The following is a 23,699-nucleotide window of genomic DNA, read 5'->3' as shown; positions in this document are numbered from 1 at the left end:
CCGCCGCGAAGGGTTCTTCGGGGATGTCGAGCCAGACCAGCACTTCCCGCAACTCTTCCAGGTGCGGGAGGAACACCCGCATCACCGGGGCGATGAGGTTATCCAGGAAATCATCCACCGTCTCCGGAACGCCCGGGGGCAATGGCGGTTTCGGCGCCAACGCGGCCTGGTCGAGCATCAGCTCGGTGGCGTCGAGCATCTCGCCGTGGATCAGTGCCAGCTCGGCCCGACTCGCCGAATGTCCGGGCAACTCCCGCATGACCAGCCTCAGCCCGTCATCGAGGACACACAACACCCGCGGTGTCAGGTCCACATACGGGGCCAGCACCGCCAACACATCGTGCAGCGCCAACGTCCGCGGGCTCATCTCGTCCGGATGCTGCGGCTTCGGGAAGAACAGCCAAAACCCGTTTCCGGCCGGCCCGCCCCAGCTGTGCGCGTCCTCGAAAATATCAATGGTGCCGTCCACCCGGATGGGCTCCAGTGCCTCCGCTTCGGCCGAGGACAGTTCCGGACCGTGTTCCGCATCCTCGGGCAGTCCCAGCGGGCGGAACCGACTGGCCGCGGTCCGGGTGAGCGCGATCGCCTCCGGCGGGATCAGCCCGGCGATATCGTCGGCCCGGGTAGCGCCGAAATGCATGGTGCGGAGGGTGAATTCGAACGACCAGGTCGCCCATCCCTCGTGCCGGTCGTCCACCGCGGAGGCGCTCGTTGTGACGAGCGGTGCCCGCACATCCTCCGGCAGCATTTCCGGGGTGAACGGCTCCGATCCGGTGTACAGCAGCCGGACCTGTATCCCCCGGCGGCCGGTGCGCACGGTGACCTCGTCGATAAACAGTTCCACCCGTCCGGTTTCGGCGACCGACAAGGCATGTCGCAGCGCCCAACCGAGTGCCATGTCCGCGGCCAGGCACTGGTCGGGCGCTGCGGGCGACCACCCGGCCAGCGAGCGGCGCAGGAAATTGCCTGCCTCCCGCACTGCGTCCGACAACCGGTCGTCTTCGAAGACCTCTACCGCCGACCGCACGACATACCGACGTCGGCTCGGACCGCCGTCTGTGATCGCTGTCGCGGCCCGGGCGGCCGGGCTGTCGGCGACCGTCGCGATCACCCGTGCACTGTCCTCGGCGGGCAGTCCCCACGACCGCCGTGCGGCGGCGAATCGAGCCAGGAAAACCCGATCGGGGTCAGGGTGCAGATGTTCCCCGGCCTGTTCGACAGCCATCCGCACCGCGACCAGCTCACGCCAGATGGCCGTATTCGGCCCGTCGGCGCTATCGAAGTCGGAAAGCGGTTGCTCCCGGTGTGATTCGAGTAAGGCGCGGTCGAATCCGGACGGACCCGATCGCACGTTACGCCACCCGGTGACCGCGACCAGGTTGCCGTCGTCGTCGATCCACAGGTCCGCCGGGTCGAGTTCGCCGTGCAGCAGCCGTGTCGGTTCCGCCACCAGGTCGGCTTCCCGGGCACGGATCGGGTCGTAGGGGCGGCGCGGAATCTCCAATCCCTCGAAGACATCGGCCAGACCACCGTGCCGCATGTCGTTGAAACCGCCATGCCAGGAACCTGTTCTGCTGTGCAGGAAGAACCTGACCAGCTCGTGGCCCGCATAATTCAGTTCCGATGAGTCAGCGCCCCGCCACCTGCGCAGCCACGCCACCAACTCGTCGCGGGAGATCCGCTCCAACTGCTGCCACTGTGTCTGCAGCGACGCCATGATGCGGTCGAAGTGCCGGTCGAACTCCTCCCGGGTGGCCGGATGGGCGGTGCGGTCACGACGCATCACCAACACCCGGGTGGTTTCGTCCGCCACGGTCCCGTCCGGCAGCCGGACCCCCCGCGACCACCCGCTGGGCATCGGGCTGCCGTCATCCCAGAGACGACCGACCATGTCCTGGCCGCCCAGCACGCACAACACCTCAGGCAGCCAGCCGACGCCGTGCCCGGTTAGGAACGCCACCGCCTCGTACTGCGGAATCCACTGCGATAATTCCGCGCGCGGCACCTCGACCAGCACCAAGTAGTCGTCGAGCGCGTAGTAGACGCCGTCCGTGTGCACGTGGACTTCACCGCGGCGGATGGCCTCGACGGCGATTCGCACCGCCTCGTCCGTGGACCTCTCCCGGCCGGCTTCCTCGAACACGGACACCGGCGGAAGTTCCTGCTCGGCGCTCGCCGGGGCGTTCCCCGCCACCGCCGGCGGAAGCTCGATTCCCCCGCCTGCCGCCAAGGCGACCAACTGTTCCACGAGATCCCACGCGGCGAGAAAATCCAGGTAGATCATGGCGTTGTCGTCGAGCTGCGCCCTAGGCACCAAACTAACGTGCCTGGAGCTCAACCAGGCCCACAGCCAGGACGGATCGGCCCAGCACAGTGCCCCGGTGACCCCGGAAACCCGATCGTTGGCGAACAGAATGTTCGTGCCGTCGAAGCCGATCGGCACCAACTGCAGTGGCCTCGGCTCCAGTTCGCCGATCCGCAACTCCACCTTTCGGAATACGTCGACAATGTCGACGATGCCCAGCGCTTGGACCGCGGCCCGGTGCGGTTCGAGCGCCAACCGGGCATGGGCGATCAGCGACCGCAGGAAATCCCGGGCATCGGTCGGAGCGTCGGCAATCCGCTCGGCCAGCGCTTCCGGAGATACCTGCGCCAACTGCCGCAACAACAGGTTGCCGGTGTAACGGATTTCGTCGGCCATCTCGCCGAACTCGTCGCCCGCACGCTGGGCGCCGGGCAGCCGCCGGGTGACCAGCGCGAGTTCCGGGACGTAGCCCTCTCCCACAATGCCCGCGCCGGCGGCGGCGTGCAGGACCTGCGGCAGCAACTCGGGCACGGCCGGTGCGACGGCAATGGCCAGTTGGTCCTCCCAACCCGCGAACCGCCGCAACCTCAGCGGATCGGCACCCAAGGGGGAGCTTGCGTGGAAGTCCCAGCCCACCCAGTAGCCGTCGGCGACAATGGCGCCCAGCCGGTGCGTTCCCTCGATGAAGTTGACGGTCGCCTCCGACGCCATCCGCATCAGACTCTGTGCGTCGTTCTGCGCCAGCATTGGACGGGTGTCCGCGACGGGCGCACCCAGATGCCGGTGCCGCTCGGCGGGCTCGGACACGACGCGGTAAAGCGAGCCGGGCGGTCTCATTACCACCTTGTCCCCGCTGATCTTCCCGAAATACCTGGTACTCGAGACGAACTCGAGTGTATTCGGCTGGCCGTAGTAGGGATCGGTCACAAAACGTGCGTTTAATTCGCCGAACCAGTCCCGTACCTCGTCCGGAATCATGTCCACCGGGAACAACTCTGGGGAACTGCTCGATACAGTGATGCGAACCGACTTGTTCCACGTCGGCATCGCTTTCTTGTCGACCATGACGGTGACCATGCCCGACGAGGTCGTCAGCGCGTGGGTAACCGCCATGGTCAGTAATTGTTTGATGGATTTCTTTTTGTATCCGGGCCATTCCACGACCTGCAGATCGATCCACATCTCGAGCTGTACCATCGCATCGGCGAACTCGGCGTCGTCATACTCGCGTCCGCGCTCTCGGAATAACATCTGCTTGATCGCGGGTTTCGATGCGACATCGACGCGGGGGTCGGCTCCGGACACCTCCTGTACCAGCTCCGCGGCGCCGCGCGGGTTACGGCCGGTGAACATCAGCAGGACGGCAAAGCTGGCCAGGTAGTTGGCATCCCGGCCGCCCGGGACCTGCCGTACCGCATCGTGTGTGCTGCGCTGCAGGTGGAACAGCAACAGCCAGAACCACATATTCGGCCCACCCACCGAGCTCGGCACATATCCCGGGAAGTCGCGCATATGAAGAATCGCCCAGTTGAAAGACTCCGGAGCCAGCAGAGCCAACTCCCAGTCCAATGCCGTGAACGGGTCGATCAGCATATTTTCGCGAATCCAGTCACCGTGCCCGAGATACAGCTCTTCCGGCAGCAGGAGGGGGATCAACGCCTCCAGAAGATCGAACATCTCCTCGGAGATCCCGAGGCGGCGGAATCGCGTCGCGGCGCCGGCCGACGACATCGAGCGGAACACCTTGCGCTGCTCGTTGATGGCGTATCGCGCGAATTCCCAGACGTCGGTCGGTGTGTCTGGCGGCAGATACCGTCGCAGCCGGGATAGATCGACGGTGCGCAGTTTCGCGAATATCCGCTGAATCTTCGCGAGGAATTCCTGGCGTCGCCCGAAGAACTCGGCTTGGGAGCCTTTTCGTCCGGGTTCGCGTTTCATGATCAGCCCGGGCGCCGCTTCGGTGGTGACCGTGCCCTCGGCCAACCGGAAATCGGTCAGCACCGCAAAAATCTCAGGGGTATACGGCACGCCGGCCCGAGCCAACTCCTCCAGCACCGCGTGCTGGGGGAACTGTTTCGGGTCCACCCCCTCCGCCGGTTTCACCAGCAACAGCACGTACTGCCCGATGAAATAGATGCGGTTGCCGAACCCTTCCGCGGTCTCGTTGCGTTTCAGCGCCGCGTACGCGATTTTCCTGGCGTGCTCGAACGGCATCTCCACCCTGGAGTCGGAATCCGCCCCGAGCGGACGGTATTCGCTTTCCGCCAACACGCCGACCGGGTTGTCCGCCCGCCACGCTTCGATAACCTCGGCAGCCTCGTCGCGCCCACGCTCGGTTTCCGGTTCGGGTTGCTCGGTCACGTCGAGTTCGTCGCGCAGATTCATCGCGGCGGCCAACTCCGGGCTGGGTCGGCCGTGCTCGTCGAACAGCGAACGCGGATCGACGAACCGGCTCGCCGCCCGCGGAGCAGCCTCGGGCTCGTCGACGTCGACCGGTTCGGTGGCCGCATCCGGGGTTATCGCACGCGGATCCTGTTCGTAGCGTTCGGCCTCGTCGAAACGGACGCGCATCCAGTGATACAGATAGTCCTCACCGGCGGTGAGTTCCGGCCGTTCCTCAGGGTCGGTGACGAACAGGTCGGATTCTCCGACGACGAAGGATTCCGCGATCGCCGCGTCCACGTCGAACGTTCCGCCACGGAAACAGTGACCGGAGAACTGGGTCCGCAGCCAGTCATCGAAATCCGTTCCGTCGGGAACCCGGACAGATGCGAACAGCTCTCGCAGACCATCGAGTTCCGCTTCCCCCGCAAGCAGGTCGTAATGTTCCGCTTCCCGTAGCGGAAGCACCGCATGCAGCCAGTAGCCGAGCGCGTGCAGCAGTGCCCCCGGCACCGGGCGATACCGGAAACCGCGACGCCACCCGGAGTCGATATCGTCGACCACTCGCCGCTCCAGAGCATTCGGCGCGCCGGCCCAGAGCAGGTTGAACAGAAGTTCGCCCTCGACCGGCGCACCGGGCTCGGTCAGATCGATTCCGAGCGCGTCCGCGTTGTATTCGACGAGCACATCCGGGCGGAACGTAGCATCGTCGCCGCGGGGTGCGCCGATCACCAACTGTGGCGCGCCGTACAAGGGATCCTGTGCCATCGTGGCCAACACCGGGTAGCGTGCGAACAGTGCCTCGATCGTCTCGACGCACTCGCGCACCACCTCGGCCCGGACCACCCGGTCGTCGGCCCCGGAAACCCGGAAACCTTGCCCGGTCAGCCGTTGGACGAGCTGAGTTTTGGTCTCCTGCTCGGCCGCGGACACCGGTTCGTGGGCCGCCAGCACCAGGTCCAGCGCAGCATGGAGTTCCGCGATGTCCGCGGCGGTCCGGCGCAGCATGGTGTGCAGAGCCGCTCGTCCCACACCGGCTTGTGCACCGTCGCTTTCCACCATGGCGAACGATTCGATCAGCAGGCGCTGTTCATCGAAGGTGTTGTCGTCGCGCCGCGGGGTATCCCCGAATTCGCTTCGTACCCAGGCATCGAATGACATCGCATGGTCGCCTGCCTCGAACACGCCGGTCAGCGTGGGCAGTACGCCGGCGACGGCCCGCTCGCCGCCCGCGATGATCAACCCGGTGGCCACTATCCGGTCGATCATGCCGCCCACCGGCTCGTCCGCCGGGCCGTGGAATCGTCCCGCCGCCACCTGCTGCGCCCAATCCCGCGCCAGCGCGTCAGGATCGGTCAGGTACAGCTGGTTCAGCGTGATCACCTGGGTGAAAATCCAGGGTTCGGCGAGACGGTGCTCGCCCTCCTCCACTCCTCCCAGGACATGCCAGAAGACACCCGGTTCCAGCTCCTCGGCACGCACCTCACGCACATCGAACCCGTCGTGGTCGACCAAGGCCTGCTCCAGGCCGCGAGCGATCCTCGCCATCAGGTTCCGGTCCAAACCGTCCGCATCGAGCCCGTCGCCGACTCGAATACCATTGCGGCGCAAGATGATTGCGGCATCCTCGGTCGAGTGGGGGTCGGAACCCGCCGATGCCGCGGCGGCGAGCTCGTCTAGCCGCTCCTGGATCCAGGAGGCCGCCTCGTCGTCACCAGCGGCACGCAACCGGGTCTGCCGGTTCGTCAACGTGACCCAAACCGCTCGATAAATCGATCGCTCGATAGTCTCGGCATCAGCAGGAATCGACTGCGGCCCTTCGACGTCACGGTCGGCCGAGTTCTCGGGGATGTTCGGCATGCCGCGGATGGGGCCTGCGGGGGCCTGGCCGCGTTCGACCATCGCGGCGCGGTCGCGGCCTTCCTGGAATTCCTCTTCCGGTTCGCCGTTGGCATAGAAGGCCGCACCACTGACCGCCACCACACCGACACCCGTGTCATCGGGCTCATGCCTCTTCAGCGATTCGGTGATCTTCTGTTTTGTGCCCACCACACATCGGATCGCGCCGGCCTCATCGACATAGAGCATCTCCAGTTGACCGTCAGGCCTGCGCCACACACCGAAGGCATGGTCGACGAGCACAAAAACTTCACCATTCGGGCGACGGACCCCGTACCGCATCACCCCACCGACCGCCCCGTCGTGCTGATCCGCCCAGTCGACCGCATCGGCCAAGCCGACGAATCCGTTCTCGTGCCAATCCCCGCCGATGGCCCGGACGAAGGTCTCCTCCCGCACCTCCTCGCCGATTTCGCGCAGGATCGTTTCCCGCTGCGCCAATGTCAGCTCTTCGCCGCGCGCATGGGCCCGGAACTCGTGTATCCCCTCTACGACCGGCTGGGCACAGAAGCCCCGCCCCACCGCGAGCGGACGGAACTCCAGCTGCGCCACCGCTTTCCACACCCGCACCGCGGCTTCCGAATCCACCGGCAGGCCATCGGGCATCGGCCCGTGCTCGAACACCCGGTGCACCGTCGCCGCACCACCCACATTGGCCACCCGGGCGATATCGGCGACGCTGACCTGCTCCCCGGGCAGGCTCCGGTAGACGGTCTCCGCCTCCGGCGGCATGGGCAAGCCACTCCGCTTCGCCACCTCGAGCGTCCGCAGTGCCAGCCATTTGTTCACCGACGGGTCGCCGCGGTGCACCCGCACCACAACCTGCTTGCTCACCCCGACCGCATCGGCCACCGCCTGCATCGTGACCTTCGGCTTCGGATCCGGCCGCTTCTCCCACCAATCACGAAGACCCGCCAATCCCTCGGCGCCGACATCCCCCACATATTCCAGCTCTTCGGCCGCGGCGACGACCTTCAACGCCACCGCCTTGCTCACCCTGACGTCGTTGCGGGCGAACACCCTGATCACGGTCATCTTGCTGACCCCGACCGCGGTCGCCACCTCCTGCATCGTGACCCGCGGCTCGGGATCGGGCTGCCGCTTCCAGAACAGACGCAGATCTGACGGCACGGGAAGCCCCGCTAGCTCCGCCTCCGCAATAATCCGCAACGCCAACACCTTGCCCGCATACCGCTTGCCGGCGAGCACATTTTCGACCGTCGACAGCTTCACCCCGACCGTCTGCGCCACATTGGTCATCGCCAACCGCGCCCAGTGCAGGCGCGCATCCGACGACACCTTCAGCCCCCGCGCATCCGCCTCCGCGATAATCCGCAACGCCACCGCCGGCCGCACCCCACGCTTCCCCGCCAGCGCCAGACTCACCAGTGACCCGCTCACCCCAACGGCCTTCGCCACATCGGCCATCGACACCGAATCCGGCATACGCTCCCAGAACAGCCGCACCTTCGGCGACACCTTCAGCCCCCGCGCATCCGCCTCCGCGATAATCCGCAACGCCACCGCCGGCCGCACCCCACGCTTCCCCGCCAGCGCCAGACTCACCAGTGACCCGCTCACCCCAACGGCCTTCGCCACATCGGCCATCGACACCGAATCCGGCATACGCTCCCAGAACAGCCGCACCTTCGGCGACACCTTCAGCCCCCGCGCATCCGCCTCCGCGATAATCCGCAGCGCCAGCTCCTTACGCGCCCCACGCTTTCCCGCAAGCACCAAAGTCACGGTCGACCTATTTACCCGGACTGCCCGCGCCACCTCGGCCATCGCGCCCCGTGGCTCCGGCCGGGCCGACCCCGCGGGTCCGATGTCGCTGCCGTGTGATGACGCCGGCTCCGATGACGCTGCCGGAGACCTGCCGCCGTCGGTGTCGGGTGTGGGTTGGTAGCCGTAGACGTACGCCTTGTCGCCGTCGATAACGGTGCGGGTGGTGACCAGGGCGGTGTCCGGTCCGATGCGGAGGCCGTCCTTGTCTGTGACGACGTGGGCGCAGATCGCCGGGGTGTGCGCGGGTGTCCGGATGTATCCGACGCTGAAGTCCCGGAACCTGGTCGAAGGGATGTGGCCGAGTTCCGCGGTGGGATATCCGGGCAGCTGTATGACGGTTCCCGGTGGATAGGGCGAGCGTCGGAGTTCCTCGGAGTCCAGCAGCAACGGTGTCATGAGGACGGTGTCGTGTTCGAGCGGCCGACCGGCCATCGCGGCACGCAGGTTCCGGAGGTGACCTGCCGTGGTGGCGGTGGCGGCGGCCCCGTCCGACTCGGCTGAGGGCAGCGCGTCGGCACCGGTCACGTGCGCGTTGGCCGCCGTGTATCCGAATGGGCTGAGGTTTCCGGATATCTCCAGCCAGCTCAGCGAATCCCGCACCTCGAAATGCAGATCGCGCACATGCTCGGTCCAGTACCGCCGACTGTACTCGACCGACACCGCTGGGCTCTCGAAAAACAGTGTGTCGTAGTTTAATTCGAGCACCGCGACCGCATGTTGCAGCGCTGGCGGCAGCGCGTCGAACGAGTCCGGGTCCGTCAGCAGTGACCGGTACTCGAATGCCCGCGGCGAGCCGCCGGCCACAACGGCGGTGCCGTGCTCAGGTTCGTCAGGATACCGTTCCGGGGCCTGCGCCTCGAGCTCCCGGACCTGGCGATCCGCCTGGTTGTACGAGTCAGCGTTCGCTACCAAGTCGTAGACCGACAACAGCTCGGTCTGTTCGGCCGACGGGTTCTGCTCGGCCACAATCGCATTGATTGTCATCTCCGGGTCGGCCGGGTTGCCGCCCATCGATTCGATCAGGTCCTTGTGCCTGGTCCGCCACCGTTCCAGTTCTGGTGAATTCGCCTGCAGCGCCGCTGGATCCGAGACTTCCAGATCGTCGGCCGCCTCATTACGTCCCCACTCGGCGTCGTCGCGGTCGACGCGGGCTTGCTCCAGCTTCTGCAGCCGATCAACCTCGGCATTCCAGGTGTTGTATGTATTCGACTGCTCGACAAGGGAATTCAGCAGTGGATAGTCGACCAGCCGCTCGGCGTCCGGCAGCGGCGTACCGGAGCGGTGCGCCTGCACCAGCTGCGCCACCAGCCGTCTGCGCAACTCCACCGGATCCGCGACGGCAGGAACATTCAGCGCGGCCCGTATTTCGTCGCGACGAGTCGTCAACTCCGCCAGCCGCGGTGAATCCGGCTGCAAATCCGCGAGATTCACATTGCGTAGCGTGGCTGCGGCGTCCCGGAGTCCCTGTGCCCGATCCCGACGGATCCGGGCATCGGCCAGGGCCGGGCCTGCTCCCAGCCTGTCCACGTCCGGGCCGCGGCGGGCCTGGACATCGGCGTCGAAGATGACCTCCGGATTCCCGTCCCGATCCTTGACCGCGATGTGTACTTCGGCCGCGGCGACGCCGACCTCCCGCGCCCACGCGTTCAACTCACCGGGCAGGATCAGTCCACCTCTGGCCGGGTCGTAGCCCACCACATCGCCTGCTACGAGCTGCTGATCCGGGCGCCATTCCGGATGCGCCGCATTCAGTTCCGCGGCGAAGGACGCATCCAGCTCCGCGATCCCCGCGACATGCCCGAAGCGCTTTCCGAGCCGCTTGCCGAACTCACCCCCGAGCTTCTTCTCGAACTTCCTGCGCCACTTGATCACTAGCGCGGCCTGGCCGCCCTGCATCCGGATCAAATCGATCCCGCGTTGCAGCGCCGACACCCCGACGCCGATCCGCTTCTTGCGCAACCCGGCCTCGTACTCCTGGAGGAAGTCGAGCTGGTCCGTGCCCTCCACGAGGACAATTGGATTGCGTGTCTCGGCCGGATCTACCTCCGCACCCTCCGCGGCCCGCAGGAACTGCTTCACCAGCGGCGCACAGTTCCGCTCTCCTTCGGCACTCCGGCGCGCCACCAGATCGGGCCGCGACACGCTGCCGTCGCCGACCGACGGCACCGGTTGCGGTGCGGCGGCAGCGTCCGGTTCCGATCCGGACTTGCGGGTGGCGTACCCCAGCGCCGCCCCTACGCCGGTAGCGGCGATGAAAAGACCTGTGGTCGCCTGTGCGGTCGCCGCGGAACCGATCGTCGACAACCCGGAGGCGGCGAGTATCCCGCCCGCTATTCCGCCGACACCGTTCAGCACGGCGGAGGTGGACGTCATCCCGCCCCTGGCATTCTCGGGCACGATCCCGAGCTCGTACTCCATGATTCTGTGGTTGCTGACCATGATGGCCGCACCGTTGACAATCATGGTCGGCACGAGGATCCGCGGGTCGGTCGTGGTCGCCAACTCCGCCGCATACACCGCCTGCCCGGACAGCATGAGCGGGAACATCCACTTCACGTTGATTTTCTCGGTGATCCCCTTCGGCATCAGGCTCAGCCCGACAGCTCCCCCCAGGACCCCGATGCTGCCGGAAGCCACCAGCACACCCAACGTCATCGGCGAGTGGTCCGCGGCGATATCCGCCAACAACACCCCTCCCGCGACACTCCCGATTGCCAACGGGGGCGCCAGCAGGACTCTTCCGCGCTCATACGAGTCCCGCCACATAGCGCGAACAGCATCGAGCGGACCGGGTCGTTCGTCCGGCTTCGGCGGAATGGCCGGCAGTTTCCGCACCGCGGCGTAATTCACCCCATAGGACGCCGCATCAGCCCAGAACGGCAATGCCAGGGAGATATTGCCCAACAGCGGCATGGCGATCTTCCACACGGCGCCGGACGCCTGCTTCTCCACCAAAGACAGCGTGGTCACGATCCCCTGCTGCTCCTTGGTAGCCAGTCTCCGAGCGAAAGCCATGTTGGTCGTCATCGAGACCGCGTCGATCGCCGCCAGCACGCCGGCCGACCCGACCAACACCACCACCGCCCCCGGCAACCCGGACGAAAGCCAACCACCGGCAACAGCTGTCGTCCCCACCCCGATCGCCGACGCGGCCAGAATCGTCCGGCGGTTGTCGAACCGATCCGCGATAGGTCCCGCAAAGAGCTGTGCGGTCAGCCCAGCCGCAGTGGTCAATGCCACTGCGTAACCGGCGGTCGACGCATCGCTCAGCTGTGTGACAGCCGGCGGGATCCAGGCGGACAAACCAGTACCGATCCCGGTGGAGAGAATGGCACCGCCGAACAGCCGGGCAAGAGCCGGATTCTCCGGCAGGAGTCGCTGGGCGATCCGACTCAGCACCCTGGGCTTCGCGACACTCCCATCGGGCTGCGCCGCGGTCTCGCCGGACGACGCCCGTGCCCGTGCCCGACCACTGCGCCTCGGCGCGGGCGCACCGCCGGTCGACGCTCGCGCCCGGCCCGGCTGATGCGCGTGCGTCGAGCCGTCCCCATCCGGGGTGTAGGCGTTGAACGTCCCCCAGTTTTCCGGCCGTAGCCGCCGACCCTTCGAATGCCGCACCGGCGCATCCCAGGCAGCTCCCGAACCATCGGCGAAACCAGGCGGTTGCGGACCTGGCATGGGACCACCGCCGCGCGGTGTAGCGGCGCCCCCGGAAGGTCCACCCTGCGGTGTGGGATTCCGCGACACGGGTGTGCCACCACCATTCTCGTCGGGTGGGTCCGAATCGTCTTCCGAGGGCTCTGGACCACCACCACGCCGCGGACCCATCTCACCTTCGGCACTCCGGCGCACCACCAGATCGGGCCGCGACGCACTGCCGTCGCCGACCGAGGGCACCGGTTGCGGTGCGGCGGCGACGACCGGCTCCGATCCGGCCTTCCGGCGGGTGAAGTAGCCGAGCGCCCCCCAGGTCATGGCGCCTGCCGTGAAAAGACCTGCGGCTCCCGCTCTGAGGGCCTCGGGGCCGACCGTCGACAACCCGTAAGCGGCCACGGCCCCGCCCGCTATTCCACCTGCGCCGAACAACGTGGCATTGGTGGACACCAGTCCGCCTGTGGCGTTCTCGGGCACGATCTCCAACTCGTACTCGAAGGTCTTCTTGCCGCTGAGCATGATGGCCACACCGTCGACAGCCATGGTCGGCACGAGGATCCACGGCTCATTGGTGACCAGGAACTCCGCCGCGTTCACCGCGGACATGGCCGAGGCGACCGGATTCATCCATCGCACGTTGATTTTTTCGGTGACCTTCTTCGGCACCAGGGCTCCGCCCAGGAATCCGGCACTGCCCGCCGCCAGCAGCAGACCCGATGTCGTCGGCGAGAAACCGGCGGTATCAATGAGATCCGCCAACAACACCGCGGACACGGTGCCGCTCAATGCCAGTGCGGGCGTCAGCAGAATTTTTCCGCGGTCATACGGATCCCGCCACATCGCGCGAGCACCGTCGAACAGACGGGCGCGTTCCTCCGGATTCGTCGGGATGTCGGGAAGTCCCCACACCGCACCGAAATTCACTCCATAGGACGCCGCATTAGCCCCGAACGGCAACGCCAGTGAGACATTGCCCAACACCGGGACGGCGAACCTCCCCACGGCGCCGGACGCCACCCGCTCCACCAATGAGAGCGTGGCCGCGGTCCCCCGCTGCTCCTTGGGAACCAGCTTCTGGCCGAAGGTCGTGGTAATCGTCCCCGCGATCGCATCGGTCGCCTTCAGGACTACCGTCGACCCGATTATCACCTCCACCGCCCCCGGCAGCCCTGACGACAGCCAACCAGCGGCACCAACTGATGTCACCGCCCCGACCGTCGAGGCGGTCAGTAGTGTCCGGCGCTTGTTGAACCGATCCGCGATAGGTCCGCCCATGAAGTGGGCAGCCATCCCAGCCGCGCTGGTTAGCGACACCGCCATACCAGCTGTCTGCGAACTGCTCAGCTGTGTGATAACCGTCGGGAGCCAGTCGAGCACGCCGACACCGATGCCGGTGGAGACAATCGCACCGCCGTACAACCGGGCAAGGGCCCGATTCTGCGGCTGAAGTCGCCGCGCGGCCCGGCCCAGGGCTCCGGATTTCGTAGCAGTCCCATCGAGCTGCGACCCGGCAGGCTCATTCTGGGCGGACGCCCGGGCCCGACCGCTGAGCTTCGGCGCGGGCGTGCCACCGGACGAGGCTCGCGCACGGTGTTCGCCGGTGCCCCAACCACCAGCCTCCATGCCGTCCTTGCCCACGGCGTGCATGATCGAGGCATCGGCGACCGCCTTCCCCCGTTGACCGATGCCCTCGAACGGGTTCGCGAACAAATGAGCCATCGAGCTGTTCCGGTCCGACGGAAGGTCCAGTGCCCCAGCCATATTCGGCACGTCTGCGTCGGGCCACTGCACTACCCCGGTGCTGATCCCGGTGACGGGTTGCCACCGCACCCGTTCGCTGTCGACATCGCGCGGGGTGGAGTCGGCAGGCCGAGCCGGGGTGTCAGGCGACGACTCGGGGTCGATAGGCGACAACTCGCGGGCGAGAAGTGACGACTCGCGGTCCGTTTCAGACGACTCACGGGCTTCCTCCGGGCGCACCAACAGCGCGGCGGGCGTGCCGATGCGGAGGGCCATCAGGTCCGGTGATGTCGGGCGAATGACGGCAGGATCGAAGACGACCGGCTGGTGTTCGCCGTTCCAGACCACGGCCAGCACCCGCTCCACCTGCCGCGGATCCTCCGGCGGGAGCTCGCCGTGGTTCAGCGCGATCAGATGTCCTTCTCGGCGCGGCACCCTCACACCCGGCAGCGGCGTCCCGTCCGATCCCAGCACGGGCACCTGCTCGACGTAGACGGTCAACACCGCCGCATGCCCACCGGCCTCCAATGCCGCTGTCACCGCGGCATACGGATTCTCGGGATCCACCTGCAACTCGGTAAACGGAACCCCCACACACTCTTCGGTTTCGGGGTATGCCAGCTTCCGGTCATGCGGTATCGCTGCCACCGGGACACCGGCGTCCGCGAGTTTCCGCAGCGCCACGGGCACGCAATGCTCCGGCTCCACCCCGGTATCCGGCGTCGAATACGCTGCCACGTCGTCGCCCGGTCCGAATTCCACCAGGGGCGGCTCCGGGTTGCCTTCCGCATCGTGGGTCACTGAAATGTGCAGCTCAGACCTGCGGTGTGTGGAGGAGGTGGTGACATTCCCGGACGGGCTGTAGCCATATCCGGACAACGCACCGGAGTCACGCAAATAGTGGAAGAAGGTGTACGCCGCCGACTTGCCATCGTGTGCGGTGCCACACGCCGTCATCACCGTGGGATCGGTGGGCGCTCCGAGCTCGGGTAGATACCGGTTGCCGACAACCACACTGGCGAAGGTGCGAGGGCCGACATAGATTTTCCGAACATCTTTGTTTCCCGGGGTGCCGATATCGATCGACAACCCGATACTTTCACCGGCGTAGGACTGCGCCCGCAGGATCCGCGGTCTGCCCTTGCCGCGCCACTGCACATCAACCGCCCGAGGCCGAGGTTCGTGCTTCTGTGGCTGATACACCTCCCGGTCGAAGGTGAAGTTCTGAGCGGCTGCCCATTCCGCCGCCCCGTCCACGAAGTCGGCAGTCCAATCGAACACCACAGTGCCCGGCGTGCCATCGGCACGCCCAACCAGCGTGGCCTGGACATCCTCGGGTGCGAAATAGTGCGCCGTGCCGTCGATTTCCCGCCCGAACAACCGCCGCTCCCGATGCGCGGCAGTGGATTCATCCTCGGCCGCCCCATCGGCCGGGGTGCGGTCACGCGGTGTGGCAGCTTCTGCGGACGGTCCGCCCTCGAACGGTGTGGGATTCGGCGGAGCGGGTGTGCCGCCATCGTTCTCGTCGGGCGGCCCGGTCACCACGGTTCCGATGCCGCTCAGAACGATCGCAAGCCCCTCTTCGCGGAGCACTCGATAAGCCCGCTCGACAACCCTTGCCGACAGCCGGAATTTCGCGCCCACCTCATCGACTCCGGGTAGTCGCCAGCCCGGCCGCAGTCTGCCGTCGAGGATCGCCGCCCGTAGAGCATCGGCCATGACCCGGTAACCGCGAAGGCCGGTCAGAATGGGCCGCAGCTCTGCCATATCGATCACGCCGCGCACGGTGACAGCCGGATCCGTCGGAGTATCCGCGAGTGCGCTGATATCGGCCACCACTGTGCCACGGCTGGGTTGCGATACCACCAACTGCTCGGCCCGAAGCTGTTCGTATGCCTTCGCCACGGACTTCGGGGCCACCCTGAACACCTGGGCCAGCCGCGCTGCCCCGGGCAGTTGCTGCCCTTGCACCAGCCGACCTTCGCGGATTGCCGCACGGAACGCCGCCGCGAAGGTCATCTGCACCGGCGACCGAGCATCCAGCTGCACACGCACTGCCTCGGCATCGATTGCCGCCAGCAACTCCGCATCCACCCGGCCCTCGGACTCGTGGGGTGTGTCCTGCGTGGGCGGACCATCCGACGGTGCGGCACTGAGCCCGGACACTGCTCCGGTAGAAACCGGACCGGGGGGAGGCGTTACCGCCTGCGCACCACTCTTGGGCGATCTACGGCCGTCCGTGCGGCCGGTATGGCTTTCGGCGTGCGAATCGGATTCCGGCTCGTCCCCCACCACGGTCCCGGAGTTCCGTCGGTACACCAGCCTTTCGTCGCGCAGCTGGGCATACACTTCGTCGACGAGCACCGGAGAGATACGGACATGCTCGGCGAAGGTCTCGGCTCCGGGCAGCCGATAGCCCGCGGGAATCCGGCCCTCGTCGATCGCCGTACGCAATTGCGCCAGCAGGACCCGCTGGGCTTGCCGGCCGGCCAGAATCACCCGCAGTTCGTGGCCGCCGAGCATCTCCAATAGCCATGCGGCCCGCTCCGTCGGCAGATAGAACCGATCGCCCACCTCGGTCTCGTTGCCGGACTCGCCGTCCCAGGTCACCCGGAAGCCGAGTCTGACCGCGACGGTCAGCACATGCTCCAGGGTGTCGTCAGCGATCTGCGACAGTTCGCCGTGCATCACCTGGTCCGCGGTGCGCCGATCGACACCGGCTCGATCGGCGAGCATCCGGACCGGGACCGGTTGCCGCCGAGCTCCGCGCGGCGGCCGATATCCCAGTCGAGCGGCCACCTGGCGCACATGTGCTTCCGTCTCCGGGTGCACCGGATTGCCCGGGTTCGTGGTGTAGACGTTGTTCACTACTCCGGTACTCACCCCGGCTGCTCTGGCGACATCCAGGGCCATGGCCGGAGGACGCAGCCGCAGCCCCGGATATTGGCTGCGGGCGTCGCGCCACGGTCCCGCCGCCTGTTGCGCGGCAAGGATGTCATGCGAAAACTCTTCCCAGATCACCTCGACGAGCCGCTGCACGGCCTGTTCTGCCAACCGGTCGAGGAAATCGGCAGGCCACCCGAGCCGCTGGGCCACAGCACTCCGGCTCATGCCCGGCCCCCAGTGCAGCAACCGCAATACCGCGCGATGATCATCCGACAGCCGAGGATTCTTCAGCGCCGCCTGCAGCATCGGTGGGGTCACTCCCTGCAGCGTCACCTCCGCTGGGGGCTCGTGGCTGCGGGTATAGGCCTGCCAGACCCGCGCGCAGAACTCACCGGTCAACGCCTCGGCGAGTATGGTCGCGGCGACCCGATCCAACCACGCTTTCGCATCATCCGCCGCGCGCAACGCATCGAGATGGACTGCGGCATAAGCGAACACCTGATCAGCAAGCTCCCCAGCTGGCTCCGCCCCGGCCACACCCGTCAACCGGCGAACCATGTCGTCGCGGTGGGTGTCGCGTAGCGTGGCCAGCTCGACAAGAGGATCGGGGCGTGCGGATTCCGGTGCGGGATCATTACCGCCGTTGCTCTCGTCGGATCCGTCGAAGGGCATCAGGTGGTCGAGATCGACGACCACGGCTCCGATGCCGTTGCGGATAACCAGGTACCAATCGTCGCGGAGTAGGCGATAGGCCCGTTTCACGGTCGTCGCGTGCAGCCCGAGTTCCGCGGCCACCCCCTCGGTCCCTGGTAGTCGCATGCCCGGCTGGATCACGCCGGTGCGGATCGCCTCCCGCAGCGCATCGACCAAGCCTCGATAGCCGCTGACTCCGGTGATGAACGGCCGCAGCTGCGCCAAGTCGATCATTTGCGGCGCAATGGCTTCTACCGGGATCTCTGATCGCAGGGCCGCCGCCACCTGCCGAACCGCCCGGCGCCACCGATGCCGTACCTCGACCGCTGACCACGACAGCTCGGCAGCGATTGCCTCGTTGGTCAGCTCCTGAGTGAACCAAGGCTCAAAGACTTCCCGCTGCTTGGCGGAGAGGCGGGTAGCGACGCGCAAGACATCGTCACGGTCGGCGAGCTGGATGACCAGCACATCGTCGCCGTATGCCAGGACGGGCTCACGATCCGAAAGCCACCCTGCCAGATAATCGACCGCCGTCTGTACCTGTCTGCGGATGTCGCGATAGTCGGTACGGCCGGTCGCGGCCGCGATGGCGTCGAATGACTGCCCATGCGCGAACCAGCGGATGAAGGCTTCCCGCTGCCCCGCCACCAGTTGCTCGAGGTAGCTCCACAGCATCGGACGCTGGGCGGAATCGATCTGCGCTGCTTGAACAATCGCCAGTTGTTCCTCGAACCCGGGAAGCTCCCAGCCCGTCGCCATCACGCCCATGCGCGCTTCGGCGGGCACCGGGTATCGACGATTCGGGCCGCCCGGGTTGGCGAATTCATCGGCCACGGCGCCCAACGCCACCGCCAGCTGCCATTCACCCTCCCGGAGATGGGCGCGCAGCGTGTTCTCGCTGCATCCCATCATCTCGGTTACCTCCCGGAAGTTCAGCTCATCCCGGAACCGGAGGATGATCGCTGTCCGCGGACCATCCTCGAGTTGTTCGACAGCTCGGTGGAACTCGGCATCAGTGGCCCGCGCCAACACCTCCCGATGCGCGTCATTCGCCACCGCGGCCTCGAGCCGGCGACGGAAACCATCTCGCCGATCGCCGGAAAGCTCGGCAACTACCGCATCAACAGCATGGTGGAGCCGTTTCCGGACCGCCTCTTCGGTCACCTCCAGATCCCGTGCCATCCTCGCCATGGTCTGCCGCTGGAAAAACCATCGCTGGAAAGCATCCCGTTGCTTGTCGGTCAACCGCTCGACCGCGCCACGCACCTCGGCGTTCCGCTCGGAATCGAGCAGAGCCACCTGAACCACCACCATTTTCTGGTGATATTCGTTGAGTGGAACCTCACCCGAAAGCCACCCGGCGAGCCTCCGGACGACACCATGCAGGCGTTGCACGACATCGTCGCGGGTGCCTCCCATCGCCGCCGCGATCTCGGTGAACGACTCCCCCACAAACCACCGGACGAAGCACTCCTGCTGCCTCGGCAACAGGTGCTCGACCAGACTCCACAGCATCGGACGCTGCGCGGGATCGAGCTGTGCCGCCTGAATCACCGCCGACTCCGAGCGGTAGGCCCGCAGCACCGCACCTGGAAGCGTCTCGCCATCGCGGGCCGCCACCGGCACCGGATACCGGTGGCTGGGGACTTCAGGCGTGGCCCGCTCGGTGTCGGGGTCCGGGTTGTCGGTGTCGGGAATCTCGGCACCGAGTTCAACCGCCAACTGACGCAAGGCTGCTTGTCGCAAGCCGGTAACGACACTGACGCCGATACCCATCAGCCCGGCCGCCACCTCGACCGACATCCCCTGCCCCATGTGCAACAGCATGAGCACCCGGCGGCGACGATCGGTCAAGGCGGCAACCGCATCCCAAAAGTCCTCATCACTTGCCGCCACCAAGACCTCATGTGTCGGTCCCTGGGCCGCCGCTTCGACTGCCTCCCGGAACCGCACCCGCCGTTCGAACTCGAGTTGCTCGGCAAAAACCTCGTTGGAGATCGACAGGATCCACTGGAGGCCATCCTGGCCCCCGGAAAGTTCACCGACACGGACTGCGGCACGGCGGAATACCTCCGCGACAAGGACGGGAGCAACCCTCGGGTTCCGCAGCAAGGCCATCTGCTGCGCCACCTGATCCTCGAAGTGTTCACGCAGCGGGTCGATTTCCGCGCCGTCACCGGAGTGCCCGATGTGCACATCCCCCAGGCCCGCATCCCGCTCATGGGCTCCTGGAATCTCCATGGCGCGCTGCTCGTGCTGCGCGTCGAACACCAACGCCAGCAACCGCACCGGCTTCGCCCCACCCCGGCCCTGCGTCGCCTGCACCTCCCCACCGACATTCTCGAGCAGGCGAGCGTGACCGCCGACCCGAAGCAGATCACCTTCCCTGGTCTCGACGAACACATGCTCGTCCTCGGCGAACACCTCGACGACGACCGCACGCGCACCCGCCCCCAACGCACCGACCTTCTCCCGGACCGGTCGGAGCGGATCATCCGACTCCGAATCAACCGGAATCTCCACCATCCGCCGATCAAGCCAATCCTCCAGCCCCGGAATCTGCGTCCCGCCGAACTCCTCGGCTTCCAACAACACCCCGGCAAGCCCCACCCGCTGCGGCACCCGCACACCCGGCACCCCCGCCGCCACCAAACCCCCCAACACCACCAACCCACACTGGAACCGATCACCCACCTCCGCTTCCGCGATCACCATTTCCGGACACGGCGCGGCACCGTCACCGGCCGAAGGCACCGGCTGCGACACAACAGCCCGACCCGTACCAACCTGCTGCTCGGGCAGCTGAGTAGCCGACCCGTAGGCCTTCTCCTCCGCGAAGCGGGGCGCATCCGGACGCGGCTCCGGACGCCGCCGCTTCATGGGGTGCAGGCCGAGGGCCGCGGTGATGTTGTCGGTCTCGCCGTTGGCCTTCGCCTGTTCGACCAACTCTCGCGCCACCGCTATCGGCTGGTCGCGATTCCCGCGCACGGCCGCGGTGATCGCCGCCTCGGACACCGTCTTGGGGACACCGTCGGTGCAGACCAACACCATGCCCGGCTCGGTGATCTGCCGTCGGGTGACGTGTGCCTCGCCCGACGGCGGGCCACCGTCTTTGCCGAGATAGTGGCTGATCGCGTGGGTTTGGCCCAATTCCTGGACCTTCTTCACCGCGAGACGTTCGGCCTCGGCCTGCGACTTGTCTTCGCGCAGGTACTGCTCGGTGTACAAGGCGATCGCGGTGTGCGGTTCGGTGAGTCGATGCGCCCCGTCACCCTGAAGGGGAACCCAGCGCACCTCGCTGTCGCCGACCCCACCCGTAGTGAGCCAGCCGTCCCCCTCGAGCACCGCGACGGCGACCGTGCATTCCGGCGGAGACTCCTCGTCCCGATAGTTCTGGTCCGCGTGCTCGACGATCCGCTGCTGCGCCAGTTCGATGGCGTCCAGCACAGCGCGGTCGGCGTTGAACCGGACACTGCGCCGGGCGACGTGCCGCAGATGCGTGAGGACAGCGTCGCGAGCTATCTCGGCGGCCTCCTGGCCGTTGGTCGACCCGGATACCCCGTCCGCGGACACCAGGATCACGACTTTCTTCCCGAACCGCCGCACAACTTCGACCCCGACCCGGTCTTCGTTGCGGGACTTGACCAGTCCGCCGTCACTGACCCCGGCCGCCACGCCCAGATCCTGCTCGACCCGCCACGTCGGATCGTCCCGGTCCTGATCGGTAGGCGGTCCACCTGGCGGCGCGCCGCCACCGGCAGCACCCGCGTCCGGACCCTCATCGAACCGCTCGCCCCGGCGGTGACCGACCATCAAGCGCCGCTTGCGCTTACGCGGCGGCTGTCCCGGCGCCAGCGGCTTCTCCGGTCCCTCCTCGCCCCACACGACGCCTTCCACCGCGACCGCACCGACCGGCTTCGGCCAATCCTCGAACGGCATCACCACCTTCCGGTGACCGTCGAAGTCGGCCACCCACACCTTGCCGTCGTCGCCGAGGAACAACACGAAGACGTGGCCGCCCGCTTCGCCGTAGTCCACGACGCCCAGCACCTTCTTGCCTGCCGCGGCTTGTGCGGCAAGGTCTTCCACCGAGTCGAAGTCCTCGGTGTCCGCGCGGAACGCATCCAGCAGCTCATTCAGGTCCATGCCCTCGGCGATGACCTTGTCAGCGTCGATCCGCAGCGGGCGCTTCAGCTGAATACCATGCTCCGCCAACACATCCACTGCCACCGGACCGCACAACCGGGGACCGCCGCCTGCCCGATGACCGACCAGTGCCGGGAACACCACGGCATCGGACACACCGGCCTTGCGCTGCACCAGCTTCCGCGACGACACCGGGATCTCCCACCCGACGACATCGGCAGCGTCGATCACCTTCAACGCCGTGGCCGCGCTGACCGGCGCGTGCTGGGTGGTCACCCACGACACGGTCTTGGGGCTCACCCCGGCCAACCCGGCCACCGTGGCTCTCGGCACCACAGCAGGCCGAGCCTCCCAGAACAACCGCAACTGCGGCGATACCAGGTAGCCCTGCTCGACGGTCGCCGCGAGCACTTCCAACGCGACCGGCTTGCTCACCCACTTGCTACTCGCACTCGTCCCCTGGGCGTTGCGGCCGAACACCAACTGCACCGTGGTGCGTTCCACCCCGATCGCCCGGGCTACCGCCGCTATCGACACCTTGTCGGGCTGGGCCTCCCAGAACGCCCGCACCCTCGCCCGTTCCTGCGGCTTATAGTCCAGCTGGTCGGCCGCGTCGAGCACCCGCAACGCCGTCGCCTTGGTCACCCTTGTGGGTCTTTCGGTGAAGACCCAGGTCACCGTGGTCGAGCTCACTCCGGCTGCGCGCGCCACCTGTTGCAGTGGTGTCGGCGGCTTGGTGGCTCGTCCGGGCGCTGACTGTTGTGGGGCAGGGCGGCCACCGGCGCGGGGGGTGAAATCCAGTGCGACCATGGTGGTCCGCAACCGTTTCCGGGTCCGCTCCCCCACTGATTCCGGATTGTGCATATACCGGTGCACGGTCCGAACAGATACGTTGGCCCGCACGGCCACGTCCTCGACGGTGAAGCGTCGCTTCGACGGCCTCAGTTGGTGTAGCGGCGGCCGGTATCCCAGGTATGCGGCCGTATCACGTACCTGCCGAGCAATATCCGGATGCACGTCGACTCCGGCAACCAATACCCGGAACACGTCCACCAACCGAGCATCCGAGACCCGGGCCACTTCCAGTGCTGTCGACTGCCGGGCATCGCCCAACCGGGGATAGCTCGGTCCGAATGCCTCCGGCAACAGCCGGATCAGATGGAGCGCGGCCTCACGTTCATATCGGGTGACCTGGCGGATCGAGCAGTCCAGCTGCTTCGCGACCTGCTCGGCGGAAAGTCCTTGCAGGTGCCGCTGTGTGACACACTCCGCGTGGTTCTCGGGCAGCTGTCGCAGACAGTCCAGCAGCGCGGCTTTGTCGACGTCCCACGCGGCGAAAACCAGCGCCGCACAGTCGAGCTTGCGGGGCTCGTCACCGAAGATCAGTTCGGTCATCCGGGTGATGGCTTGGCTACTTCGGTCCGCGACCTGACGTTCGGTGAGTTCCGGTATCCGCCGCGCGATCTCGGCATTGTTCAGGCCAGCTTGGAAGCGCAGCTGGAGACAGCGTTGTTGTTGCGGACTGAGCAATCCGATCCGGGTGTGCCAGCGCCGGTAGTGCTCGACCAATACCATTTCGACCAGCTCGGCCCGCTGACCGAGGATCGGCAGTTTCCCTCCGGTCAAGGCCACCGCCATATCCCGAACGGCATTCTGTTTCAGTGACTTGACATTCGACTCGGTATCGTCGGTCAGCTCCGCGATGTCAGGTGTCGAGCAGCCTTCCAGCAACCAAAGTCGCAGACACTGTCGTCGGCGCGGTGACAACCTGGCCAACGCAGCCGACCAGGCGTTGCGATCATTGGCCAATGCGGTTTGGACCACGGACAACCGACTCACCGTGGTCCGTTCCCGCAGCAAAGCCATCAACCGGGTGAGGGCCACCCGCTCCGCGTCACGGACCCCGGCTTCCCCGTCGAGTTCCGGCATTCGCCGGGCGACCGCCGCGGCGGACAGCCTCAGCGCGCCGTAGCGAAGCTCGACGATCTCTTGGTGTTCGTCGTCGAGTTGCTCGAGCGCCGCCTCCAGCCGCGACCAGTTCACCCCGGCTACCGACAGCGAATGTGATTCCGCCGCACGGGTGATCCGGCTGCGCTGCCGCTTCCGATCGATATGATCGGCCATCACGTCCCGGAGATGCCGCGCCAGCCACCGTTCGAGATCCCGGAGACTGATCCGGCCGAAGCCGGGCTGCGCCCGCTGGAAC

General features: G+C 66.7%; 1 protein-coding gene (cut by both window edges). It reads right to left on the bottom strand.

The whole window is internal to a GNAT family N-acetyltransferase gene (locus tag OH799_RS28730) on the bottom strand: the coding sequence, 177,828 nt in all, runs 58,373 nt past the left edge and 95,756 nt past the right edge, and what appears here is coding positions 95,757-119,455 (codon 31,919, partial, through codon 39,819, partial); the first complete codon in reading order (the gene reads right to left) occupies positions 23,696-23,698. Both the start codon and the stop codon lie outside the window.

The organism is Nocardia sp. NBC_00881, from assembly GCF_045207455.1.
In the GTDB taxonomy this organism is placed as follows: Bacteria; Actinomycetota; Actinomycetes; order Mycobacteriales; family Mycobacteriaceae; genus Nocardia.
The sequence above is the reverse complement of the archived record's forward strand: the minus strand, read 5'-3'. Positions and strand labels throughout refer to the sequence as shown.